General features: G+C 71.6%; 23 protein-coding genes and 2 tRNA genes. 11 read left to right on the plus strand and 14 right to left on the minus strand.

Features of this window, described 5'->3' with window-relative positions:
• Positions 1–72: 72 nt before the first annotated feature.
• Positions 73–2,448: a ribonucleoside-diphosphate reductase subunit alpha gene (locus tag Sru02f_RS31770; RefSeq protein ID WP_109033349.1), complete on the plus strand. Its 2,376-nt coding sequence runs from the start codon at positions 73–75 to the stop codon at positions 2,446–2,448.
• On the plus strand, positions 2,448–3,479 hold the full coding sequence (locus tag Sru02f_RS31775; RefSeq protein ID WP_109033348.1) for a ribonucleotide-diphosphate reductase subunit beta: 1,032 nt from the start codon (positions 2,448–2,450) through the stop codon (positions 3,477–3,479). The genes Sru02f_RS31770 and Sru02f_RS31775 overlap by 1 nt, the downstream gene beginning before the upstream one ends.
• On the opposite strand, the gene Sru02f_RS31780 is transcribed toward Sru02f_RS31775, so the two are convergent.
• The gene (locus tag Sru02f_RS31780) at positions 3,392–3,658 is read right to left on the minus strand and encodes a hypothetical protein (RefSeq protein WP_109033347.1); all 267 of its coding nucleotides are present in this window, start codon (positions 3,656–3,658) and stop codon (positions 3,392–3,394) included. The genes Sru02f_RS31775 and Sru02f_RS31780 overlap by 88 nt on opposite strands.
• 92 nt (positions 3,659–3,750) lie before the next feature.
• On the opposite strand from Sru02f_RS31780, the gene Sru02f_RS31785 reads away from it, so the two are divergent.
• Complete coding sequence (locus Sru02f_RS31785) at positions 3,751–4,719, plus strand: GlxA family transcriptional regulator (RefSeq protein WP_109033346.1); 969 nt, start codon at positions 3,751–3,753, stop codon at positions 4,717–4,719.
• 13 nt (positions 4,720–4,732) lie between these two features.
• Here the strand turns inward: Sru02f_RS31785 and Sru02f_RS31790 are convergent, their stop codons facing one another.
• From Sru02f_RS31790 to Sru02f_RS31835, 10 genes are all read right to left on the minus strand, one after another.
• Positions 4,733–6,118, minus strand: a complete 1,386-nt coding sequence (locus Sru02f_RS31790; protein WP_109033345.1) for a bifunctional albaflavenone monooxygenase/terpene synthase — start codon at positions 6,116–6,118, stop codon at positions 4,733–4,735.
• Positions 6,115–7,200: an epi-isozizaene synthase gene (cyc1, locus tag Sru02f_RS31795; protein WP_109033508.1), complete on the minus strand. Its 1,086-nt coding sequence runs from the start codon at positions 7,198–7,200 to the stop codon at positions 6,115–6,117. Before cyc1 ends, Sru02f_RS31790 begins: the two co-directional genes overlap by 4 nt.
• 259 nt (positions 7,201–7,459) lie before the next feature.
• Positions 7,460–8,110: a peptide deformylase gene (gene def, locus Sru02f_RS31800; RefSeq protein WP_109033344.1), complete on the minus strand. Its 651-nt coding sequence runs from the start codon at positions 8,108–8,110 to the stop codon at positions 7,460–7,462.
• 79 nt (positions 8,111–8,189) lie between these two features.
• Positions 8,190–9,170, minus strand: coding sequence for a tetratricopeptide repeat protein (locus Sru02f_RS31805; RefSeq protein ID WP_109033343.1), 981 nt, complete (start codon positions 9,168–9,170; stop codon positions 8,190–8,192).
• A 114-nt stretch (positions 9,171–9,284) separates the two neighbouring features.
• The gene (locus Sru02f_RS31810; RefSeq protein WP_109033342.1) at positions 9,285–10,550 is read right to left on the minus strand and encodes an HD-GYP domain-containing protein; all 1,266 of its coding nucleotides are present in this window, start codon (positions 10,548–10,550) and stop codon (positions 9,285–9,287) included.
• Positions 10,547–11,872, minus strand: coding sequence for an HD-GYP domain-containing protein (locus Sru02f_RS31815; protein WP_109033341.1), 1,326 nt, complete (start codon positions 11,870–11,872; stop codon positions 10,547–10,549). The genes Sru02f_RS31810 and Sru02f_RS31815 overlap by 4 nt, the downstream gene beginning before the upstream one ends.
• A gap of 128 nt (positions 11,873–12,000) precedes the next feature.
• Positions 12,001–12,318, minus strand: a complete 318-nt coding sequence (gene rsrA / locus Sru02f_RS31820; protein WP_109033340.1) for a mycothiol system anti-sigma-R factor — start codon at positions 12,316–12,318, stop codon at positions 12,001–12,003.
• Positions 12,315–12,998 carry an RNA polymerase sigma factor SigR gene (gene sigR / locus Sru02f_RS31825; RefSeq protein WP_003973756.1) on the minus strand — a complete coding sequence of 228 codons (684 nt, stop codon included), beginning with the start codon at positions 12,996–12,998 and terminating at the stop codon, positions 12,315–12,317. The genes rsrA and sigR overlap by 4 nt, the downstream gene beginning before the upstream one ends.
• Positions 12,999–13,255: 257 nt before the next feature.
• Positions 13,256–13,891: an alpha/beta hydrolase family protein gene (locus Sru02f_RS31830; RefSeq protein ID WP_109033507.1), complete on the minus strand. Its 636-nt coding sequence runs from the start codon at positions 13,889–13,891 to the stop codon at positions 13,256–13,258.
• Between the two features lie 46 nt (positions 13,892–13,937).
• Positions 13,938–14,753 (minus strand): SOS response-associated peptidase, encoded by an 816-nt coding sequence (locus tag Sru02f_RS31835; RefSeq protein WP_109033339.1) that lies wholly within the window; start codon positions 14,751–14,753, stop codon positions 13,938–13,940.
• A gap of 50 nt (positions 14,754–14,803) precedes the next feature.
• On the opposite strand from Sru02f_RS31835, the gene Sru02f_RS31840 reads away from it, so the two are divergent.
• The 4 genes from Sru02f_RS31840 to Sru02f_RS31855 all read left to right on the plus strand — a co-directional run bounded on the left by Sru02f_RS31840 (position 14,804) and on the right by Sru02f_RS31855 (position 18,518).
• Positions 14,804–15,526: a M50 family metallopeptidase gene (locus Sru02f_RS31840; protein ID WP_109033338.1), complete on the plus strand. Its 723-nt coding sequence runs from the start codon at positions 14,804–14,806 to the stop codon at positions 15,524–15,526.
• A gap of 123 nt (positions 15,527–15,649) precedes the next feature.
• Positions 15,650–16,966 carry a 3-phosphoshikimate 1-carboxyvinyltransferase gene (gene aroA / locus Sru02f_RS31845; protein ID WP_109033337.1) on the plus strand — a complete coding sequence of 439 codons (1,317 nt, stop codon included), beginning with the start codon at positions 15,650–15,652 and terminating at the stop codon, positions 16,964–16,966.
• Positions 16,967–16,978: 12 nt separating this feature from the next.
• Positions 16,979–17,992, plus strand: coding sequence for a ribosome small subunit-dependent GTPase A (gene rsgA, locus Sru02f_RS31850; protein ID WP_109033336.1), 1,014 nt, complete (start codon positions 16,979–16,981; stop codon positions 17,990–17,992).
• Between the two features lie 202 nt (positions 17,993–18,194).
• The gene (locus tag Sru02f_RS31855; RefSeq protein WP_003973762.1) at positions 18,195–18,518 is read left to right on the plus strand and encodes a DMT family transporter; all 324 of its coding nucleotides are present in this window, start codon (positions 18,195–18,197) and stop codon (positions 18,516–18,518) included.
• A 43-nt stretch (positions 18,519–18,561) separates the two neighbouring features.
• Here Sru02f_RS31855 and Sru02f_RS31860 read toward each other — a convergent pair whose 3' ends face one another.
• On the minus strand, positions 18,562–19,173 hold the full coding sequence (locus Sru02f_RS31860; RefSeq protein WP_109033335.1) for a TetR/AcrR family transcriptional regulator: 612 nt from the start codon (positions 19,171–19,173) through the stop codon (positions 18,562–18,564).
• A gap of 192 nt (positions 19,174–19,365) precedes the next feature.
• Between Sru02f_RS31860 and hisN the strand changes: the two genes are divergently transcribed.
• The 4 genes from hisN (at position 19,366) to Sru02f_RS31880 (ending at position 21,412) form a co-directional block, all read left to right on the plus strand.
• On the plus strand, positions 19,366–20,166 hold the full coding sequence (gene hisN / locus Sru02f_RS31865; RefSeq protein WP_109033334.1) for a histidinol-phosphatase: 801 nt from the start codon (positions 19,366–19,368) through the stop codon (positions 20,164–20,166).
• A 132-nt stretch (positions 20,167–20,298) separates the two neighbouring features.
• The gene (locus Sru02f_RS31870; RefSeq protein ID WP_167469680.1) at positions 20,299–20,706 is read left to right on the plus strand and encodes a CBS domain-containing protein; all 408 of its coding nucleotides are present in this window, start codon (positions 20,299–20,301) and stop codon (positions 20,704–20,706) included.
• A gap of 165 nt (positions 20,707–20,871) precedes the next feature.
• Positions 20,872–21,288 carry a Fur family transcriptional regulator gene (locus tag Sru02f_RS31875; RefSeq protein ID WP_003973766.1) on the plus strand — a complete coding sequence of 139 codons (417 nt, stop codon included), beginning with the start codon at positions 20,872–20,874 and terminating at the stop codon, positions 21,286–21,288.
• A gap of 50 nt (positions 21,289–21,338) precedes the next feature.
• Positions 21,339–21,412, plus strand: a tRNA-Met gene (locus Sru02f_RS31880).
• A gap of 177 nt (positions 21,413–21,589) precedes the next feature.
• On the opposite strand, the gene Sru02f_RS31885 is transcribed toward Sru02f_RS31880, so the two are convergent.
• Positions 21,590–23,413, minus strand: coding sequence for a tetratricopeptide repeat protein (locus Sru02f_RS31885; RefSeq protein WP_109033332.1), 1,824 nt, complete (start codon positions 23,411–23,413; stop codon positions 21,590–21,592).
• 240 nt (positions 23,414–23,653) lie between these two features.
• A tRNA-Met gene (locus Sru02f_RS31890) sits at positions 23,654–23,727 on the minus strand.
• Positions 23,728–23,763: the final 36 nt, after the last annotated feature.

Consider the following 23,763-nt stretch of genomic DNA (forward strand, 5'->3'; position numbering starts at 1 on the left):
CCGCGTGCGCTCGTGAGCTGCCCCCCTGCCCTCCCTCCGCCGGGCCCCGTGCCGAGCGAGGGAGTGCTCCACGTGACCATCGCGCCAGCCGATCCGGCTTCAGCGACCCCGGTGACGGCGACCGGGGAACCCGACGGACCCGGTGCCGCCCTGCTGCGGACCCTGACCGGGCTGACCGCCGACCTCCAGGGCGCCGACCCCGGCCGGGTGGCCGCCGCCGTACTGCGCGGCCGGTCCGCCCGCGCCGACGAGGCCGAGCTGCGCGAGCTGGCCACCGAGGCCGCCGCCGGCCTGATCTCCGAGGACCCGGCCTACTCCCGGCTGGCCGCCCGCCTGCTGACCATCGGCATCCGCGCCGAGGCCGCCTCCCAGGGCGTCGTCACCTTCACCGAGTCCGTCGCCACCGGCCACCGCGAGGGCCTGATCGCCGACCGCACCGCCGACTTCGTACGGCTGCACGCGGACCGCCTGGACGCGCTGATCGACCCGGACGCCGACGACCGCTTCGGCTACTTCGGCCTGCGCACCCTCCACAGCCGCTACCTGCTCCGCCACCCGATCACCCGCAAGGCCGTCGAGACGCCCCAGCACTTCCTGCTGCGGGTCGCCGCCGGACTCGCCGAGGACGACACCACCGGGTCCGTGGACGAGGTCGCCGCCCTCTACGGCCTGATGAGCCGCCTGGACTACCTCCCGTCCTCCCCCACCCTCTTCAACTCCGGCACCCGGCACGCCCAGATGTCGTCCTGCTACCTCCTGGACTCCCCCAAGGACGAGCTGGACTCCCTCTACGACCGCCTCCACCAGGTGGCCCGCCTGTCCAAGCACGCCGGCGGCATCGGCATCGCCTACTCCCGCGTCCGCGCCCGGGGTTCGCTGATCCGCGGCACCAACGGGCACTCCAACGGCATCGTCCCGTTCCTGAAGACGCTGGACGCCTCGGTGGCGGCCGTGAACCAGGGCGGCCGGCGCAAGGGCGCGGCCGCGGTCTACCTGGAGACCTGGCACGCGGACGTCGAGGAGTTCCTGGAGCTGCGGGACAACACCGGCGAGGACGCCCGCCGTACGCACAACCTGAACCTCGCGCACTGGGTGCCGGACGAGTTCATGCGCCGGGTGGACGCCGACGGGACCTGGTCGCTGTTCTCCCCCGCCGACGTGCCGGAGCTGACCGACCTGTGGGGCGAGGAGTTCGACGCCGCCTACCGCAGGGCGGAGGAGGCGGGGCTCGCCCGCAGGACGCTGCCCGCCCGTGAGCTGTACGGCCGCATGATGCGCACCCTCGCGCAGACCGGCAACGGCTGGATGACCTTCAAGGACACCGCCAACCGCACGGCCAACCAGACCGCGGCCCCCGGCCACGTCGTCCACTCCTCCAACCTCTGCACGGAGATCCTGGAGGTCACCGACGACGAGGAGACCGCGGTCTGCAACCTGGGCTCGGTCAACCTCGGCGCGTTCGTCGACCCGGCGCACGGGGACATGGACTGGGAGCGCCTGGACGCCACCGTCCGCACCGCGGTCACCTTCCTGGACCGGGTCGTCGACATCAACTTCTACCCGACCGAGCAGGCGGGCCGCTCCAACGCCCGCTGGCGTCCGGTGGGCCTCGGCGCGATGGGTCTCCAGGACGTCTTCTTCCAGCTCCGGCTGCCCTTCGACTCCCCCGAGGCGAAGGCCCTGTCCACCCGCATCGCCGAGCGGATCATGCTCGCCGCGTACGAGACCTCCGCCGACCTCGCCGAGCGCAACGGCCCGCTACCCGCCTGGGAGAAGACCCGTACGGCCCGGGGTGTGCTGCACCCGGACCACTACGGCGTCGAGCCCGCCTGGCCGGAGCGCTGGGCCGCGCTGCGCGAGCGCATGGCGACGACCGGGCTGCGCAACTCCCTGCTCCTGGCCATCGCCCCGACCGCGACCATCGCCTCCATCGCCGGCGTCTACGAGTGCATCGAGCCGCAGGTGTCCAACCTGTTCAAGCGCGAGACGCTGTCGGGCGAGTTCCTCCAGGTCAACTCGTACCTGGTGGACGACCTCAAGCGGCTCGGCGTGTGGGACGCCCGCACCCGTGAGGCGCTGCGCGAGGCGGGCGGCTCGGTGCAGGGCTTCACCTGGATCCCCGAGGACGTGCGGGCGCTGTACCGCACCGCCTGGGAGATCCCGCAGCGCGGCCTGATCGACATGGCCGCCGCCCGCACCCCGTACCTCGACCAGGCCCAGTCGCTGAACCTGTTCCTGGAGACGCCGACCATCGGGAAGCTCTCCTCGATGTACGCGTACGCCTGGAAGCAGGGCCTGAAGACCACCTACTACCTGCGCTCGCGCCCGGCGACCCGGATCGCCCGCGCCGCGGCCCGAACCACCACCGTCCCCGTACAGGCCGCCCCGGACCCCGAAGCGGTCGCCTGCTCCCTGGAAAACCCCGAGTCCTGCGAGGCCTGCCAGTAATGACCACCGAGACCCCCGCACAGCCCACCACGAAGAACCTGCTCGACCCGGGCTTCGAACTGACCCTGCGCCCCATGCGCTACCCGGACTTCTACGAGCGCTACCGGGACGCCATCAAGAACACCTGGCACGTCGAGGAGGTCGACCTCCACTCGGACGTCGCCGACCTGGCGAAGCTCAGCCCCGAGGAGCAGCACCTGATCGGCCGGCTCGTGGCCTTCTTCGCCACCGGTGACTCGATCGTCGCGAACAACCTGGTGCTGACCCTCTACAAGCACATCAACTCCCCCGAGGCGCGGCTGTACCTGTCCCGCCAGCTCTTCGAGGAGGCCGTCCACGTCCAGTTCTATCTGACGCTCCTCGACACCTACCTGCCCGACCCGGAGGACCGCGCCGCCGCCTTCGCGGCCGTGGAGAACATCCCGTCCATCCGGGAGAAGGCCGAGTTCTGCTTCAGGTGGATGGACTCGGTCGAGTCGATCGACCGGCTGGAGACGCAGGCCGACCGGCGCCGCTTCCTGCTCAACCTGATCTGCTTCGCGGCCTGCATCGAGGGCCTGTTCTTCTACGGCGCCTTCGCCTACGTCTACTGGTTCCGCAGCCGGGGCCTGCTGCACGGCCTGGCCACCGGCACCAACTGGGTGTTCCGGGACGAGACGATGCACATGTCCTTCGCCTTCGACGTCGTCGACACCGTGCGCAAGGAGGAGCCGGAGCTGTTCGACGACGCGCTCCGGCAGGAGGTCACCGACATGCTGGGGGAGGCCGTCGAGGCCGAGCTGCAGTTCGCGCGCGACCTGTGCGGTGACGGCCTCCCGGGCATGAACACCGACTCGATGCGGCAGTACCTGGAGTGCGTGGCCGACCAGCGTCTGACGCGGCTCGGCTTCGCCCCGGTGTACGGCTCCGAGAACCCCTTCTCCTTCATGGAGCTGCAGGGCGTTCAGGAGTTGACCAACTTCTTCGAGCGGCGCCCCTCGGCGTACCAGGTGGCGGTGGAGGGCACGGTCGACCTGTCCGAGGACTTCTGAGTGCTCCGGGTCTCCTTCCCGTAGCGGGTCCGGGCCTCCCCGTCCTCCTGGGCCTCCCTGATCTGGCGGTCGATGCGCCGGTCGCGCACGATGCCGATCACCGAGGGGAGGATCATGAGGACGAGGAGTCCGAAGGTCGCGGTCATTCCGACAAGGGCTTCGATCTGGTTTCCGGTCATGACACCACTGTCACGCCGGATACTCCTTACCGTCAGTGGCAGGACTGCCGTAAGGCCTCGATTTCCTGCCACCGGCGAGGCACACTGACGGCATGCTGCAGAACGTGGCCGCCGTCCTGCTGGACGGTGCGCATCCCTTCGAACTAGGCGTGATCTGCGAGGTCTTCGGCATCGACCGGAGCGACGAGGGCCTGCCGGGGTACGACTTCGCGGTGGTCTCCGCGGAGGGCCCCACGCTGGGCACCCACGTCGGCGGGCTGACCGTCTCCACGCCGTACGGTCTGGAGCGGCTGGAGGAGGCCGACCTGATCGCGGTGCCGGCGGGCAGCGACTTCGTCCGCCGGGAGTACCCGCCCGACCTGCTGGACGCCCTGCGCAGGGCGACGGAACGGGGCACCCGCGTGCTGAGCGTGTGCTCCGGCGTCTTCGTGCTGGGCGCCGCCGGCCTGCTGGACGGCCGGCGGTGCGCGGTGCACTGGCACCACGCGGCCGAGCTGGCCCGCCAGCACCCGCGGGCCCGGGTCGCGCCGGACGTGCTCTACGTCGACGAGGACCCGGTGATCACCTCGGCCGGGACCGCCGCCGGCATCGACGCCTGCCTGCACATCGTGCGCAAGGAGCAGGGGCCGGAGGTCGCCAACCGGATCGCCCGGCGCATGGTGGTGCCTCCGCACCGGGACGGCGGGCAGGCGCAGTACATCGAACGGCCGCTGCCGCGCTCCTCCTGCGACACCGTGGGCGAGGTTTTGGCCTGGATGGAGCAGCACCTCGACGAGGAGGTCACGGTCGAGCAGCTGGCGGTCCGGGCGCACATGTCCCCGCGCACCTTCGCCCGCCGCTTCCAGCAGGAGACCGGGACGACCCCCTACCGCTGGATCCTGCGCCAGCGCGTACTGCTGGCCCAGCGGCTGCTGGAAGCGACGGACGAGACGATGGACACGATCGCCTGGCGTGCCGGTTTCGGCACGGCGGCGGCCCTGAGGCACCAGTTCACCAGGGCCCTGGGCACCACCCCGCACGCCTACCGGCGCACCTTCCGGGGTCCGGAGGCCGCCGCCTGACCCGTCCGGGTCGTCACCGCGCCACGGGCCTGACCAGCAGGTCGTGCGGACGCAGCGTGATGCCGACCCGGACCGCGTCGTTCGAGCCCGCCACCTGTTCGAAGCGGTACTTCGTGGCGAGCGCGGCCGTGATCAGCGTGAGCTGTGCCATCGAGAAGTGGTCACTGGGGCACTTCCGCTTGCCCGCGCTGAACGGCTTCATGGCGTATTTCGGCACATTCGCCGCACGTTCCGGGAGCCACCGGTCGGGATCGAACTCCAGGTTGTCGTCGTACGACTTCGGATCGCGTTGGATTGCGTACGGACTGTAGATGATGTCCGCACCGGCCGGAATGCGATAGCCACCGAGTTCGCTCTCGGCCACCGCGCGCCGGGTCAATACCCATACGGCCGGACGCAAACGCATGGCCTCCACGATGACATTGCCGGTGTGCCTGAGCTTGCGGACGTCCTCGAATGCCACGGGGCGTCCACCGGTGACCGCTTCGACTTCGTCGCGTATGCGGTCGGCATGTTCCGGATGGGCGGCAAGTGCCTGGAGCAACCACATGATCGTGGACGCGATGGTTTCACTGCCCGGGGTGAGTATCGCGACCACCTGGTCGTGGATCTCCTGTTCCCCGATCGGGTCGCCATTGTCGTCCTTCGCCTCCAGCAATGCCGTGAGCAAATCGTCCGGCTTTTGACCGGATGCACGGCGCTCGGCGATGATCTCGTCGACCAGCAGGTGCAGATCGGCCAACGCGTCGTTGAATCGGCGGTTGGCCGGAAGCGGCAGCCGGTACAGCGGCCCGAGCGGCACCACCATCCGCCGGTACATGCCCCGGAAGACGGTGGCGAGCGCGACGCACAGCCGCTCGGCCCGCTCGTCCATGTACTGCCCGCGCAGCAGGCAGCGGGCCGCGACGCGCACGGCGACCCGGAAGGACTCGGAGGTGGCGTCGACGGTCTTGCCCGGCTGCCAGCGCTCGGTCAGCGCGTGCGCCTCCTCCTCCATGATCGGCCCGTAGGCGGGGATGGCGTCGAGCCGGAACGCCGGCTGGATGGTGCGCCGCTGGCGGCGGTGGAGCGGGCCGTTGGCGGTCGCCACGCCCTCCTTGCCGAGCAGGCCCTCCAGCGACTCCCACAGCGGACCGGCTATGTGGTAGTCGGGGTTCAGGGCGAGGGCACCGGTCAGCTCGGGGTTCGTGACGGCGTAGACGGTCTTCGGGCCGAGCTTGATGCGCACGATGTCGCCGTGGTCGCGCAGCTGGGACATGAAGGCCAGCGGGTCGCGGGCCAGCCGCCAGCCGTGGCCGAGCAGCGGCACGCCACCGCCCGCGACGGGCGGCTCGCGCAGCTCCGGTGCTCCCGGTGCCGCGGGTGCGCGGGTTTCGGGGTTGACGGACTCGACGGTCATTTCTCACCTGCCGCTTCGTTGTTGACGTACGGGGGCGTGGACCGGTCGTCCCAGCTGTCGACCATGTACCGGCCGGACTCGTGGTGGAACCAGTAGACGGAACTGAACCAGTTCCGCATATTGCCGACGTTGGCCCGCACGGCGCCGCTCAGTTCCTTTCCGCGTACGGTTCCGTCGGCGAGTTCGTCGGCGAACCGTAAGGCGTCCCGCTCGACGTCCAGGAATTCCGTGATGCATTCCTCGACGCGACGCCGGACTTCTCCGATTGCTTCTTCCAGGGTGAGTGAATGGTGGGTGATGAGACTGATGCCAAGATTGTGGACCTCGTCTCCCGCTATTTCCTTGGGCAGTGAGCAGAGGTCGTTGTACCAGGCGGCGAATTCCTGACTCAGCAACGCCGCCCGGCGATATGCCGGGTGTTTCCGTACGGCGTCGGGGAGTTCACAGCCCGAACTCGGCTCCAGTAGATCGGTCCAGATCCAGTGCGCGAACGTGAGCCGGCGCAGTTCGAGGTACTCCTCCACGCCGGGCACGATTCCGCGCGTGCGGTTGTGGAATTCACGGTCGTACGCCTCGATCACCGTGTGGAAGTGCCGGGCGAACCGGGCGTTCCAGGTGTCCGGCAGGAAGGCGTAGAGCCGCCGCACACTGTCGGCGAACCCGGCCACCAGCGTGTCCTCGTGGTGCAGGTGGTCCCCGGGTGAGTCGAGTGCCGCGTGCAGCAGGCCGCGCAGTCGCCGCCAGGCGCCGGCCCGGCCGTGGACGATGTCACGGTCGTGACGGTCGTCCCAGACGAAGAACCACGCGCTGTAGTCCGCTATCGCCTGCATGACCTCGTCGGGGGCGCCCAGGTAGTAGCCCGCCATGAGGTCCGTGTAGCACAGGCCGTCGGCATATTCCTCGACCTTGTCCGCCGGCATGAGCCGCTTTTCGAGCAGCCAGGTCCGGGTTGTCTCCTGGAGCTTCGGCCAATACGGGTGCAGTTGCCGGGGAAATGCCGCCTCGATCACCGGGAGACGGAGCGATGGCGGTACTGCGATCGCGGTCGGTGTCGCTGTGGTGCCGTGTGGGAAAGCATGCACGAACAAACCCCTCTCAGCCGCCGGTGGCGCACCCCTCTCGCTGAGCGGGGCGTGCGCCGTTGCGTATCCCCGCACTTCCCATTCAGCACCACAACTGACCGTTCTGGGAACGGATTTGCTTCATTCACTACCCCCCGGTGCCGGAATTCTCCTGTTGTGTGGCGGCTTTCCATGCGCGCGCACAGACGAACGGCGCCCGCTCGGGGAAGACCCGAACAGGCGCCGTGCGCAAGGGGGATGTGGGACGGGTGAGGCGGTGTCAGTCGTTCGCGACCACGGGGTAGCGCGGCTCGTTCTCGGCCATCTGCCGCAGCGCGTCCTTGCGTTCGCGCTTGGAGAGCCGGTCGATGTACAGGTACCCGTACAGGTGGTCCGTCTCGTGCTGCAAACACCGAGCGAAGTAGCCCGTGCCGCGCACCTTGACCGGGTTGCCCTTCTCGTCCTGCCCGGACACCTCGGCGTAGTCGGGGCGGGCGAGCGGCGCGTAGGCGGTGGGCACGGACAGGCAGCCCTCGTTGCTGTCGTCCAGGCGGCGGCGGTCGGCCGGCAGCTCGACCAGCTTGGGATTGCAGACCACGCCGACGTGGCGGACGCCCTCGTCGTCGGGGCAGTCGTAGACGAAGACCTTCTTGGAGACGCCGATCTGGTTGGCGGCCAGGCCCACGCCCTCGGCGGTGCGCTGGCTGGCGAACATGTCGGCCACCAGCTGCTGGAACTCCTCGCCGAAGTCGGTGACGTCCTCGCACTCCTTGTGCAGCACCGGGTTGCCGACCACCGTGATCGGACGGGAGGTGCCGCGCCCGCGCCAGTCGGCCTCACGCTCCTCGCAGTCCTGGCTGTCGACGACGAATCCCTCGTCGTCCACGGGGAGCACGCCCGGGTGCTGCTGATCGGTGTCCTGCTGGGCCATGACCGACGTATGCCTTCCTCGTACAACCAAAGGTGATGCTGACGCTGCTGAAGTGTCCTGGCAAAGACTACGGGGCTGCTCAGCAGACCTCTTCCAGGTCCCGCCAGTCCCGGGAATCAGGACTGTCGGCCACCCACCCGTCGAGCAACCCCTTCACCAGCCCGGCCGGCGCGGCCACCCCGCACTCCCGCTCCGGCACCCACAGCTGCCCGTCGGTGCGGTGCCCCAGGGGCCCGGGGTGCCCGGGTTCGCTGTGGTCGTGCGGATCGAGGTGCTCGCCCTCGCCCTCGTCGGACGGCATCCGGGACTCCGAGCACATCCGGCACAGCAGCCGGACGGAGGACGACCAGTCCTCGGCGGCGAACCCGGCGTCGGCGGCCAGCTGCTCCAGGGCGTCGCGGTCGGACTCGGTGGCGGCCTCCAGGAGGACCACCCAGGTGGGCACCGGCGAGGGCGCCCACAGCTCGATCTCGTCGAAGACGGGGTAGGAGTGCCCGGCCGAGGTCGTGCGCTCCCCGTGCGGTACGCCGTCGTGCAGGACGACCTCGCCCCAGCGCCGCCCGGAGGACGGCAGCGGGATGGACAGCACCTCGACGCGGGCGGGGTCGAGCCGTCGCCCCCACACCACCTCGGCCTCGCCCTCCGGGGACAGCCGTACGGCCGCGCTGCCGAGGTCCATGCCGAGCGGCTCACCCGCGTCCGTGGCTCCCCCGGGGGTGCGCAGCCCGTAGGCCTGCCAGGCGCGACGGGCCAGCGGCCAGTCCTGGAGGGCGGTCGCGGCGATGCCGACGTTCCACCAGTCGGGGGCGCCGACGTCCCGGTCGAGCAGCGCGACGGCCCGCAGACCGGCCGCCCTCGCCTGTTCCCAGTCGTGCCGGAACTTGTGCAGCAGCGCCAGGTTGAACCAGGACTCCGACAGCCAGGGCTCCAGGTCGGCCGCCCGCGTCAGCAGCGCGCCCGCGTCCTCGTAACGACCGTCGCCGATCAGCGTGAACGCGCGGTCGGTGGCCTGCCGCCAAGAGGCGGAGGGCCGGTGCCGTGCCTTGCCGAAGATCCTCACGATTCCCGCCTGCCAGTTCCGTTCTGTGGGCTGGCTGTGCCTTTTCGCGCCCCCGGACACCCTCTCCCGGGCATCAAACCACGTACGGCTGCGGAGGCGCTCATTACCCATGGGTTACCCAGCCGCGGGCTCGGTAAGGCTGCCTCGGGAAAGGACCCGGGCCAGCGCTTCCACCACCTCGGGAGCGTAGTCGCCCGCGGTGGCCAGGCGCAGCTCCTCCAGCGCGGTCAGGACGCCGCCGGGACCCGCGTCCCGCGCCTTCTCCTCGTAGGCGTTCACGACGCGTACGATCCGCGCGGCGACCGGCTGCTCCCGGCAGGGGTCGGCCTGCCGCTCCACCACCACCGCGACCGCGGCGTCGACCCCGGTCTGGCGGACGACGGCCCCGCCGAGCAGCGCGATCCGCCGCTGTTCGGTGACCGGCAGGCCGGCGGTGGCACCCGACGGGACCGGGTCGACCAGGCTCAGCTGGCCGATGTCGTGCATGAGGGCCGCGTACTCCAGCACGGTCAGCTCGGCCCCCGACAGCCCCAGGTCCCGGCCGACGGCCACCCCGAGCCCGGCGACGCGGCGCGCGTGCCCGGCCGGGGTGTATCCGGCGATCTCGGTGGCGCGGGCCAGGGAGGCGATGGTCTGCCGGTAGGTGGCCCGGACGGCCGCGTACCGCCGGTAGGACAGCTGGGCGAGCAGCAGGGGCACGGAGAAGACGGGGAGCGCCCACAGTCCCGCGACGCTCACCGCGAGCGCCATCACCGCGCCGGTCGCGCACACCGCCGAGGTGATCCCGACCATGCCGCGCAGCTCGTCGCGAAGCAGTGGCCCGAAGGGCCAGCCGGTGCGCGCGTGCGCGGGTGCCGCGGCGAGCACCGCGTCGCACAGCGTGGTCAGGGCGAGCAGTCCGAGCAGCAGCAGCGCGTAGGCGGGGCCGCTCCAGTCGTCGAAGACGCCCTGGTTGGACAGCGGCCGGAAGCACACGGCGGCGAAACCGACGGTGAGCACGCGCCGCGCCAGGTGGTCGAGGACGGGCCCGCTGCCGCGCGCGACGTAGGGCACGCTGCCGAGCAGCGAGGCGGCGAGCACGACGGTGACGGTCTGGGCCACACCGTGGTGCGCGGGCTGCCCGGCGACGTCTCCGAGCAGCGCGTACGCCAGCGCGCCCGCGGCGCCGAGCGGGGCGGCCTCCCGGGCCTCGGCACCGGTCCGCCGGGTCAGCTCACCGAGGACGACCAGTCCCCCGAAGGCCAGCGCGACGGGCCGCTGCGCGGTCTCCGACCCCAGCACAGAGGCCAGACATCCGAGCGCGAGGAGCCCGGCACAGCCGGGTACGAGGAGAACGGCCGCCGGCGGCGGGGACTGGGCCGGCGGTCGCGAGGGCGTCATGGCGCTCCCCTGCCGACGCTGTCCCGCGCGTCCTCGCCCCGGCCCGACGCCGGTCCGGCGGGGCGGGAGTGCGGGCCGTCCGCCGTGACGGACGGGCGCCAGCCGTGCCGGCCGAGGGCCCTGACCAGTGCCCGCACCATCCGCGGGTCGAACTGTCCGCCGGCACACCGCTGGAGCTCCGCCAGCGCCGTCGCGACGGGCCGGGCCCTGCTGTAGGAGCGCGTGGAGGTCATCGCGTCGAAGGCGTCGGCCACGGCCACCACCCGGGCCGACTCGGGGATCCGGTCGCCGGCCAGCCCGTAGGGATAGCCGCTGCCGTCCAGCCGTTCGTGGTGGTGCAGGACGGCGGCGCGGGCTTCTCCCAGGAAGCGGATGCCGCGCACCATCTCGTGCCCGTACTCGGGATGCAGTTCGATCACCCGCCGCTCCTCGGGCGTCAGCGGGCCGTCCTTGCGCAGCAGCCGGGTGGGCACGCCGAGCTTGCCCACGTCGTGCAGGATCCCGGCGAAGCGGAGGGTCTCGACGCGCTCGTCGTCCATGCCCAGCTCGCGGGCGATCATCATGGAGGCCTGGCCGACGCGTTCGCTGTGGCCGCGCGTGTAGCCGTCCTTGATGTCGACGGCCTGCACCAGGGCGCGGATGGTCGCCTGGTGCGCGGCCCGCTCACGGTGGTACTGGGCGAAGGCCCACCAGGCCACGCACATCGGCAGCAGCACGAGCAGCGCGGCCACCGGACCGTACGGGCTGCGCCACAGGACGGCCATCATCAGCCCGGCGAGTCCGTGCACGGCGATCGGCGCGAGCGACCGGGAGAGCAGTCCCCGCCACGCCCGGCTCGGCGGCACGTGGTCGGCGAGGGTGAGGATGCCGCCGTCCAGCACGGTGAGGACCAGGCAGAAGGCGAGTACGGCCGCCCCGGCGGGCACGAGGACGTACGGGAAGGCGGGCTCGACCACCGCGTCCCGGCCCCCGAGCCGCCAGTGGACACAGGCCGCGGCCCACACGGCGAGGGTCAGCTGCGCGGCCCGCCACACGCGCCGCAGACCGAGGGGGCGGCGCGGCACCGGGGCCAGCAGGGCTCCCGGCAGTGCCACGAGCGCGGCGGCGGGCGGCGGCAGCAGGAAGGCGCCGGCGAGCAGGACGGGGTAGCAGGTCCCGACGAAGCGGGACCGCGCGACCAGTTCGGACCCCGCGTACAGCCCCGCCAGCAGCAGCACCGCCCACCAGGGGGCGTGCACCGCGGGCAGCGGTCGTAGGCAGAGCAGGGCGGTGAGGGCGACGACGGCCACGTACACACGTGCCCGCGCCGGTACCGCGTCCATCAGCCCCTCCCCTGGCCACGCCTGTCAGGCTCAGGAGCCTAGGACGGCAGTGGGGAGGCCGCGGGCAGATAACCCGCGGATTAGCACGTACGAGTGACGTCTGGCCGAGTCGCGACGCTCAGGGCGGCTCAGGACTCCTGCGGAGCCGACGACGACGGCGCGGCCGTGACGTCGTGTTCCGGCACGGACTGTCCGGACCGGATCAGGTCCAGCCGTCCCATGACCTTGGCCCGCAGGTCACCGGGCACGTCGTCCTGCCCGCAGCACCGCTTGACCAGCTTCTTCACGGCCTGCTCCAGCCCGTACTTCTCCAGGCAGGGCGAGCACTCCTCGAAGTGGTGCTCGAACTTCACGCAGTCCGAGTCCGGCATCTCTTTGTCGAGAAACTCGTAGAGATGATCGAGGATTTCGCTGCAATCCGTCTCGTGCGGCTCTCCGCAGCTCATGACCCCGAGCCTTTCGCTTCGTTCGACTCTCCGGCGCCGGCGGGGACCAGACCGCGGTCGCGGGCGTAGTCCTCCAGCATGCCGCGCAGCTGACGGCGTCCACGGTGCAGCCGGGACATCACCGTACCGATGGGTGTCCCCATGATGTCCGCGATCTCCTTGTAGGCAAAGCCCTCGACGTCCGCCAGATACACGGCGATACGGAATTCCTCGGGGATCGCCTGGAGCGCCTGCTTCACGTCCGAGTCGGGCAGGTGGTCGAGCGCCTGCGACTCCGCGGAGCGCAGACCCGTCGACATGTGCGACTCGGCACGGGCGAGCTGCCAGTCCTCGATCTCCTCGGCCGCGCTGCGCTGGGGTTCGCGCTGCTTCTTGCGGTACGAGTTGATGAAGGTGTTGGTGAGGATGCGGTACAGCCACGCCTTGAGGTTGGTGCCCTCGCGGAACTGGTGGAAGGACGCGTACGCCTTGGCGTAGGTCTCCTGCACCAGGTCCTCGGCGTCGGCCGGATTACGCGTCATGCGCAGCGCGGCCGAGTACATCTGGTCGAGGAACTCCAGCGCGTCCCGCTCGAAGCGCGCGCTGCGCTCCGCGGTCGACTCCGCGCCCGTACCCCGGCCCTCGGGCTGCTCCGCCTGGCCGTGTTCGGTCCCTGCGTCGGTCCCAGTGACCGGACCCACCTCCTCCGATGTCGTCGTGAAACCGAGACCGGTCTCACTCGAATCGGAGGATAGACGACGATCCGGTCCGCCCGCCGCCCGAATAGGGGCGGTCTTGGCAGCGTGCAGCACGGTCCAGTCCAGGTCGGCGCGGCTGCTGCGACTCGGGCAGAAGGCTGAACCCATGCGGCGGACTTCCTCTCCTACGGCGTCGGTGCTGATTCTCAGCAACGTACGAACGGCACAACAGTGGCCGTCCGCCGGTCATTCCCGGGCGTTCAGCCGAGTGAGCCGGTCCACTTCAGGACGCCGTCGGTGATCAGCGCCAGCGCCTCCTCCTGGCCGATCTCCGCCCGTTTGGGCACGGCGAAGCCGTGGTCGCCGTACGGCACCTCGATCAGGTCGTAGGTCCCCCCGGGCGCCTCGGGGAACTCGCGCGGCCTGCCGAAGGGGTCGTTGCCGCCCTGGACCACGAGGGTGGGCACGCCGGCGCCGAGCAGCTCGTCTGCGCGGGACTTCTCCGGCTTGCCCGGCGGGTGCAGGGGGAAGCTGAGGGCGAGGACGGCACGGGCGCCCAGTTCGCCGGCGGTGCGGCAGGCGACGCGGGCACCGGCGCTGCGGCCGCCGGAGATCACCGGCAGGCCGGGCGCGGCGAGCGCGGGCCAGACGCCCCGCCACCCGGTGTCGAGGGTCTTCGGCGCGGGCGCCAGCTTCCGGCCCGCCACCCGCCAGGGCTGCTCGACGAGGGCGACGCTCACCCCGTGGGCGGGCAGTGCGGCCGCCAGCGCCTTCAGGTCGCGCGCCTCGATGCCGCCGCCGGCCCCGTGGCCCACGGCGAGCACCAGCCGGGGCCGCTTCGCCCGGTGCCAGGTGACGCGGGCGGGGCCCGCATCCGTCTCGACCGGCTCTGTCACGACCTCTGTCACAACGTCCGTCACAACCTCTGTCGCATCCGTCACATCAGAAAAGTGTGCCCTCTTCCGGTGCCTCCAGCTCCTTGAGCAGCTCCGGTCCGTTGTTGCGGACGTTGCTCACGGCCGTGGAGACGGGGAAGGCCCGCATCAGCCCGGCGGGCGGAGGCGCCAGCAGGGAGGTCAGCCCGTCGGGGTCGGTGCGCGCCGGGTCGAGCCAGTCGTCCCAGCGGTCCGGCGTGAGCATCAGGGGCATCCGGGGGTGGATGTCGGCCAGCGCGTGCGGGCCCTCGGCCGGGGCGACGGCGAGTGGTGTGGTCTCGGCCTCGGTGGTGATCACCGAGCACGTCACCCACCAGGCCTGCGGGTGGTCGTCGGGCAGCGTCCTGTCCCGCCAGAACTCGTAGAGCCCGGCCATGGCGAACACGGAGCCGTCGGCGGGGGTCACGAAGTACGGCTGCTTGCGCGGCCGCTTCTTGCGCCCCTCGACCTCCAGGTCCCGCTCCTGCGAGCCGGTGACCCACTCGTAGTAGCCGTCGGCGGGCAGGATGCAGCGCCGGGTGCTGAAGGCGCGGCGGTAGGAGGGCTTCTCGTGGACGGTCTCCGCGCGGGCGTTGATCATCCGGGCGCCGCCCTCGGGCGTCTTGGACCAGGAGGGGACGAGCCCCCACTTCAGCTTCCGCAGCTGGCGAACCGGCTTCGGGTCCTCGACGTCTTTCAGGGGACGGTCCAGGACGGCGTAGACCTCCTTGGTGGGGGCCACGTTGTAGTCGGGTTCCAAGCTCTCGTTGGGCTCCCACTTCTCGATCTCGAAGATTCCCGCGAGATCCTCGGGTCGACGACTCGCCGCATACCGTCCGCACATACGTGCCACACTGCCAGACCCCGCGCGCAACCGAGGAGCCCTTACCGAACATGGACCACCTCGCATCGGCCTCACTCACCTCCCTGTGGGACGAGGTCTCCGGCACCCAGCCCGATCCCGACCTGTGGGTGGTGGTCGCGACCCTGGTGGCCGCGCTCGCCGTCGTCGCGACGCGCGGATCGTGGCGGATAGCGCGCAACGCGATCACCATCGCCCACGAGGGCGGCCACGGCCTGGTGGCCCTGCTGACCGGCCGCACCCTCACCGGGATCACCCTGCACTCGGACACCAGCGGTCTGACGGTGAGCCGGGGCAAGCCGCACGGCGTCGGCATGATCCTCACCGCGGTCGCCGGTTACACCGCTCCGCCGCTGCTCGGCCTCGGCGGCGCCGCGCTGCTGGCGGCGGGCCGCATCACGCTGCTGCTGTGGCTGGCGACGGCGCTGCTGGTGGCCCTGCTGGTGATGGTCCGCAACGCGTACGGGGTGCTGACGGTGGTGGTCACCGGCGGCACGTTCGTCCTGGTGTCCTGGCTGGCCGGGCCGCAGGTGCAGGCGGCGTTCGCGTACGCGGTGGTCTGGTTCCTGCTGCTCGGCGGAGTGCGTCCGGCCTTCGAGCTGCAGGCCAAGCGGTCGCGGGGCGGCGCCGGCGACTCGGACGCCGACCAGTTGGCACGGTTGACGCACGCACCGGCGGGAGTGTGGTTCTTCCTCTTCCACGCGGTGTCGCTGTGCTCGCTGATCGGCGGGGCGCGCTGGCTGCTGGAGCTGTGAGACGCCGGGCGCCCTCCACCCGCTCCGCATATATGCACGGCAAGTGCACTGTTGCGCTTTCGGTCAGGTTTCGGCGCTTTTGATCAAGATCTCCGATCGTCCTCAGCCATTAAAGTGGGCCCCATGACCGTGAACCCCACGCACACCGCCCTCTGGCCCGCCCCGCACGCGAGCGGGGCCGTCGACGCGACCGTCCACGTGCCCGGGTCCAAGTCGGTCACCAACCGCGCCCTGGTGCTGGCCGCCCTCGCCTCCGAGCCCGGCTGGCTGCGCCGCCCGCTGCGCTCCCGCGACACCCTGCTGATGGCCGAGGCGCTGCGCACGCTGGGCGTCGAGATCGAGGAGGGCGTCGGCCCCGAGGGCACCGGCGAGTTCTGGCGGGTCATCCCGGCGGGCCTGCGCGGCCCGGCCACGGTCGACGTCGGCAACGCCGGCACGGTCATGCGCTTCCTGCCCCCGGTCGCCACGCTGGCCGACGGCGCCGTCCGTTTCGACGGCGACCCGCGGTCGTACGAGCGTCCGCTGCACGGCGTGATCGACGCGCTGCGCGTCCTGGGCGCCCGCATCGACGACGACGGGCGCGGCGCGCTGCCGCTGACCGTGCACGGCGGCGGGGCCCTGGAGGGCGGCCCGGTCGAGATCGACGCGTCCTCCTCCTCCCAGTTCGTCAGCGCCCTGCTGCTGTCCGGGCCGCGCTTCAACCAGGGCGTCGAGGTGCGCCACACCGGTTCCGCGCTGCCCTCCATGCCGCACATCCGCATGACGGTGGACATGCTGCGCGCGGTCGGCGCCCAGGTCGACACCCCCGAGTCCGGCGGCGAGCCGAACGTGTGGCGGGTCACGCCGGGTGCGCTGCTCGGCCGGGACCTGACCATCGAGCCGGACCTGTCGAACGCGCAGCCGTTCCTGGCGGCGGCGCTGGTGACCGGCGGCAAGGTGGTGATCCCCGACTGGCCGTCCCGCACCACCCAGCCCGGCGACCGGCTGCGCGAGATCTTCACCGAGATGGGCGGCTCCTGCGAACTGACGGACTTCGGACTCGCGTTCACCGGATCGGGTGCGATCCACGGCATCGACGTCGACCTCGGCGAGGTCGGCGAGCTGACCCCGGGGATCGCGGCCGTCGCCGCCCTCGCGGACTCCCCCTCGACCCTGCGGGGCGTGGCCCATCTGCGGCTGCACGAGACGGACCGGCTGGCCGCGCTCACCAAGGAGATCAACGAACTCGGCGGTGACGTCACCGAGACCGCCGACGGCCTGCACATCCGCCCGCGCCGGCTGCACGGCGGCGTGTTCCACACCTACGAGGACCACCGCATGGCCACCGCGGGCGCCGTCATCGGCCTCGCGGTCGAGGGCGTGCAGATCGAGAACGTGGCGACCACGGCCAAGACCCTGCCCGACTTCCCCGACCTGTGGACCGGGATGCTCGGGGCGTAGGGACGGATCGCCATGCGCCGCTACGGCAAGCACACCGACGAGGACGACATCCGTTCCCGCCCCAACCGCAAGGGCAACCGACCGCGCACCCACATCCGGCCCAAGCACGAGGACGCCGCCGAGGGCCTGGTCCTCACCGTGGACCGCGGCCGGCTGACCTGCCTCGTCGACGACCGGGTCGTCATGGCGATGAAGGCGCGCGAGCTGGGCCGCAAGGCGGCGATCGTCGGTGACCGGGTGGCCCTGGTCGGCGACCTCACCGGCAAGAAGGACACGCTCGCGCGCATCGTCCGCATCGAGGAGCGCACCTCGGTCCTGCGCCGCACGGCCGACGACGACGACCCCTACGAGCGGGTCGTCGTCGCCAACGCCGACCAGCTCGCCATCGTCACCGCCCTCGCCGACCCCGAGCCGCGCCCCCGCCTCATCGACCGCTGCCTGGTCGCGGCGTTCGACGGCGGCCTCACCCCGCTGCTGGTGATGACCAAGTCGGACCTGGCGCCGCCGGACGAACTCCTGGAGCTGTACGGCGCGTTGGACATCCCGTACGTCGTCACCAGCCGGGAGGAGCTGGAGAACGGCGCCGCCGCCGACCTGGTGCGCGAGCACCTGGACGGGAAGATCACGGCCTTCGTCGGCCACTCCGGCGTCGGCAAGACGACCCTGGTCAACACCCTGGTGCCCGAGGACCGCCGCCGGGTGACGGGTCACGTCAACGCGGTGACGGGCCGCGGCCGGCACACCACGACCTCGGCGCTCGCCCTCCCGCTGTCCTCGGCGGAGGGCGGCTGGGTCGTCGACACCCCGGGCGTACGGTCGTTCGGGCTGGCGCACATCGATCCGTCCCGGGTGATCAACGCCTTCCCCGACCTGGTGCCCGGCACCGAGGGCTGTCCGCGGGCGTGCAGCCACGACGAGCCCGACTGCGCGTTGGACGCCTGGGTCGCCGAGGGCCACGCCGACCCGGCCCGGCTCTACTCGCTGCGCCGGCTGCTGTCGACGCGGGAACGCAAGGAAGGCGACTGACCATCGCGTTGTTTGGCGTGCCGTGCAGCCGGTAAGTGCATAATCGCACCAAGCCGGAACCAAGCCTGAGCAAAGCCGGACGAAGTCGTTGTCGCACGAGTCGTCGTCGGACGGGGTCGTGGTCCGACGAAGTCGTTGTCGGACGAGGCCACTGACCGGCATCGACACAGCGGTCGCGGTAGGGACCACGGGAGGACAAGACATGGCGTGGCTGCTGGTCATAGTGGCCGGAGTGCTCGAAACCGGCTTCGCCGTCTGTCTGAAGCTGTCGCACGGTTTCACCCGGCTCTGGCCCACCATCGCCTTCTGCGCCTTCGCGCTCGGCAGCTTCGGCCTGCTGACGATGTCTCTGAAGAAGCTCGACGTCGGCCCCGCGTACGCGGTGTGGACCGGCATCGGCGCGGCGGGCACCGCCATCTACGGCATGATCTTCCTCGGCGACCTGGTCTCGACCCTGAAGATCGTCTCGATCAGCTTCGTCATCATCGGCGTGATCGGTCTGCAACTGTCGGGCTCGGCGCACTAGGGCTCCTCCCCTGCGCCTGCACCCGCCCCTGCGCAGGCGGCCGCTATGCCGTCAGGCGGCGTGGCAGGGCGGTGCGTACGAGGTCCGCCACCCCGCCCTCGGCGGGCGGCGCGGCGACGCAGGAGAGGGCGAGGCGCACGGTCAGTTCGCAGGAGCGGGCCAGTTCGGCGGCGTCCGGCGGCGGGAGCGGACCGGCCCCGCCCAGGACGGCCACGGCACGGTCGCGGACGAGGCCCACGAATTCGCCGGGCGAGGGCAGTGGACCGTCGGCCCGTCGCTGGGCCGGCACCGCGGAGGAGGAGGGCACCGCCGTCAGGGCCGGTGCGGGCAGCCGCTCGTTCCAGCACCCCGTGAGCATGGCCCGGACCAGCACGTTGTCGTGGGCCGCCGACATCATCCACTCGGCGGTGGCGGTGAGTCGTTCACGCGGGTCGCTGGGCCCGGAGAGCGCGCGCTCCACTCCGGCGAGATAGCCGTCGGCCTCCCGCCTCACGAGTGCCCGGGCGAGCCCCTCCTTGCTGCCGAACTCGTTGTAGAGGGTCTGCCGGGACACTCCGGCGGAAGCCGCCACGTCCACCATCCGTACGGCGGACCACGGCCGGCGTGCCAGCGCCGTGTACGCGGCGTCGAGCAGGGACTCCCGGGCTGCGGGCACCCTCGCCTCCCTCGGACCGAGCGAACGCTGCCGGACGTGCCGAGCGACTTGCTGCCAGATTTGACGGGTATGGGAGCACTGTCAAGGGTCCTCGCACCCGCGGGGCGGAGCCCCCGCAGCGCTTCTCCCGCCCCGCCACGCCCGTCAAAACCCTGGTGGCCCCGCCCCGCCCGCGACAGATAGCGTGACGGCATGCCCGATTATCTCGACGACCTCCGCCTCGCCCACGTGCTCGCCGACGCCGCCGACGCCGCGACGATGGACCGCTTCAAGGCCCTCGATCTGAAGGTCGAGACGAAGCCGGACATGACCCCGGTGAGCGAGGCGGACAAGGCCGCCGAGGAACTCATCCGCGGCCACCTCTCCCGCGCCCGCCCCCGCGACTCGGTCCACGGCGAGGAGTTCGGCGTGGCGGGCACCGGCCCGCGGCGCTGGGTCATCGACCCGATCGACGGCACCAAGAACTACGTACGCGGTGTCCCCGTGTGGGCCACCCTCATCGCCCTGATGGAGGCCAGGGAGGGCGGCTACCAGCCGGTCGTCGGCCTCGTCTCGGCGCCCGCCCTCGGCCGCCGCTGGTGGGCGGTGCAGGACCACGGCGCGTTCACCGGCCGCAGCCTGACCTCCGCCTCCCGGATCCACGTCTCCCAGGTCTCCACGCTCTCCGACGCCTCCTTCGCGTACTCCTCGCTGAGCGGCTGGGAGGAGCAGGGCCGCCTCGACGGCTTCCTGGACATGACCCGCGAGGTGTGGCGCACGCGCGCGTACGGCGACTTCTGGCCGTACATGATGGTCGCCGAGGGCTCGGTGGACATCTGCGCCGAACCGGAGCTCTCCCTCTGGGACATGGCCGCGAACGCGATCATCGTCACGGAGGCCGGCGGCACCTTCACCGGCCTCGACGGCCGCCCCGGCCCGCACAGCGGCAACGCGGCGGCGTCGAACGGCCGGCTCCACGACGAACTGCTCGGGTATCTCAACCAGCGCTACTGAGCGCCCGCCGACTCGCCCTCCGCGCCCCCTTGTTGACCCCTGCTTTACCTGCCACTCTGAGAGTTCCCTCACTTGTGAACTTGTGAATCCATGAACTAACTCATGGATCACCGGCAGGAGGTGCCTCCACCCATGCTCGTCCGCGAAGTCATGAGCACGGTCGTCCTCACCATCGGTCCCGCCCACACACTCCGCCAGGCCGCCGCCCTGATGTCCGCACGCCGCGTCGGCGCGGCCGTGGTGTACGACCCCGACGCCGGCGGCATCGGGATCCTCACCGAACGCGACGTCCTGGTCTCCGTCGGCCGGGGCCAGGACCCGGACACCGAGCGCGCCCACGGCCACACCACCACCGACGTCGTCTTCGCCACCCCGACCTGGACCGTGGAGGAGGCGACGGGTGCGATGGCGCACGGCGGCTTCCGCCACCTCATCGTCCTGGACGGCGGCGAGCCCGTCGGGATCGTCTCGGTGCGCGACATCATCCGCCGCTGGGCACCGGCGCGCTCCCCGCACAACGCCCCGGCGGTGACCGCCTGACGGGCCCGAGCGAGGTGCGGGCCGGTACAGGGCGCCGGCCCGCACGAGCCGTACCTCTTGGCCAATGCCGCCCCGGTTCCTACAATGGACAGTGTCTAAGTCGAGCAGGACTCCAAAGTCACACCCATTCGGGACCTGGTCCCCCTTGCTGTTAGGCTGATGTGTATGAGTGACCTTTTGGAACGGCTGCGCGGGCGCGGCTGGCGCATGACCGCTCAGCGGCGGGTCGTGGCCGAGGTCCTCGACGGCGAACACGTCCACCTGACGGCCGACGAGGTGCACTCCCGGGCCGTGGACAAGCTCCCCGAGATCTCCCGGGCGACGGTCTACAACACCCTGGGCGAGCTGGTCTCGCTCGGCGAGGTGCTGGAGGTCGCGACGGACAAGCGCGCCAAGCGCTACGACCCGAACGCGCACCGGCCGCACCACCACCTGGTCTGCGCGCGGTGCGGCGCGATCCGCGACGTGCACCCGACCGGCAACCCGCTGGCCGACCTCCCCGACTCGGAGCGCTTCGGCTTCACGGTGTCGGACGTCGAGGTGACGTACCGCGGCACCTGCCCGAACTGCGCGGCGGCGTGAGCGGGGATTTGCCTCACGTCTTCATCGTGACGTAGTGTTCCATTCATCGACGCGGGGTGGAGCAGCTCGGTAGCTCGCTGGGCTCATAACCCAGAGGTCGCAGGTTCAAATCCTGTCCCCGCTACTGAAGGCCTGGGGCCGGGATCCGCAAGGATCCCGGCCCCAGGTGCATTGCCACCGTATCTGCGGGGCGATCGTGCCTCCCCCAGTGCCTGAACAACCTGGGAGGTACCCCCAGGGCGGCACGGGTGGGCGGTGGGGGCACCTCACCTCCCGCTCGAGCGAAGCCGAGAGCGTGGCGTCACGCCGACAGCTCCTGCCGCAACGCGTCCCGCAGCCGAGCCGCCCGCTCCCCCACCTCCCGCGGCCCCAGTGACACCGCCAGGTCCGCCCACCGCTGCCCCTCGGCCAGCTCTCCCCGCCGCGCACAGACCAGCGCCAGCCGCAGCGCCGCCCGCCCGTGCCCGGCGTCGGCAGCCCTGCGCCACCACACGACGGCCTCGGGCTCGCTCCCCTCGCGGGCCAGCAGCAGCCCTAGGTTGAACGCACCGTTGCGGGACCCGGCCTCGGCCGCCTCGCGGTACCACCGCGCGGCCTCCACCACGTCGCCCCGCGCCGCGGCGAGCATCCCGACCCGCACCTGCGCGCGCCGGTGTCCCTGGGAGGCCGCCCGCTCGTACCACTCCTCGCACTCGGACTTGTCCTGCGCGGGCTCACCCAGCTCGTGCGCGGGCTCCGGCGGCCGACGCGCGTCCAGCACCGTCGCCAGCCGGTACGCGGCCTCCGCGCTGCCGCCCCCGGCCGCACAGCGCAGGAACCGTTCCGCCTCGCGCTCGTCCCCGCCGCGCAGCCGCGCCATCCCGACCTGGAGCGCCGCCTCGGTGTGCCCGGCGGCGGCGGCCCGCTCGTACCAGCGCAGCGCCGCCCGCTCCTCGCTCCGCCCGGCGTGCAGGATCCCGAGGTTGAAGGCGGCGTCGACGCTGCCCGCCTCTGCGGCCTTGGAGAACCACGGCTCGGCGCCACTCTCGTCCCCGGCGCGCAGCAGCAGGATGGCCAGCGCGTTGGAGGCCTCCCGGTGCCCGGCGTAGGCGGCCCTCCGGTACCACTGCTCGGCCTGCGTGGTGCGCCCCTGCTCGGCGCAGAGCAGCCCGAGGTTGTACGCCCCGTTGTCGTCGCCCGCGTCCATCGCGGCCCGGTACCAGCGCTCCGCGGTCTGGGTCTCGCCGCGCTCGGCGTGCAGCGCGCCCAGGGCGTTGGCGGCGTTGCCGTCGCCGTCCTGGGCGGCACGCAGCCACCACACGGCGGCGCTCTCGGTGTCCCCGGCGTCCCGCAGCAGGAAGCCGAGCGCGCAGGCGGCGCGGGCCTCGCCGTCCTTGGCGGACGTGAGGTACCAGCGGCCCGCCTCCTTGAGCTCGCCGCGCCTCTCCAGGATCGTCCCCAGGTGCAGCGCGCCGCGCCGGTGACCGCGCGCGGCGGCCTGCCGGTACCACTGCTCGGCCTCGTCGGCCGCGCGTGCGGCGGCCTTGTCGTCGCCGTCCTGCCCGGCCCGCCGGTCCAGCGTCCGCGCCAGCCGGTACGCCGCTTCCCGGTGCCCGCGTTCGGCCGCGGCCCGCATCCACCGCTCGGACCCGGTGTCGTCGCCGCGGTGCTCCAGCAGGTCGGCGAGCGCGTAGGCGCCCAGCACGTGCCCCTGTTCCGCGGACTGGCACAGCCAGTACTCGGCGGCGGGCTCGTCCCCGCGTTCGCGGAAGTGCCGGCCGAGCGCGTGCGCGGCGGCGGCGGATCCGGCGACGGCGGCGATACGCCACCAGCCGGCGGCCTCGTCGGCGTACCCGCGCTGGTGCAGCAGGACGCCCAGGTTGTTGGCGGCGGCCCGGTCGCCTGCCGCGGTGGCGGCACGCAGGTGCGACTCGGCTCCGTCGAAGTCGCCACGGCGCAGCAGCATCGCGCCGAGCACGCTCATCGCCTCGACGTCACCACAGTCGACGGCGAGCCGCAGGCGCACTTCCTCGGCGGCCTCGTCGGCGGCTTCCTGAGCCTCGTCCGTGGCCTCCTCCTGACCGGAAAGCTGACCGGACGGCTGCGCAAAACGCCCTGTCCCGAACAGATTTGCCATGTCCCCCATAACGTTCATCGTCGCACCACCCGCAACCTCGGTACATCCGGTATACCGCAGTCAGTGAGGTCACTTCAGCGTTTTGTCGACATGCCCACAGGGAGACAAGTCAAACACAGATCTGCCCAACTCCCCTTGGCGGCGCGGCCGTCGCGTTCTCCGGTACATGCGTTCGCACATCACGAAGGCCCGGATTCCTTGTGGGAATCCGGGCCTTCGTGGTCGCTCGCACACAGCTCACGACTTCAGTAGCGGGGACAGGATTTGAACCTGCGACCTCTGGGTTATGAGCCCAGCGAGCTACCGAGCTGCTCCACCCCGCGCCGTTGTGTTCACAACCCTAGCACGGCGCGGGATGG

This window comes from Streptomyces rubrogriseus (assembly GCF_027947575.1).
In the GTDB taxonomy this organism is placed as follows: Bacteria; Actinomycetota; Actinomycetes; order Streptomycetales; family Streptomycetaceae; genus Streptomyces; species Streptomyces rubrogriseus.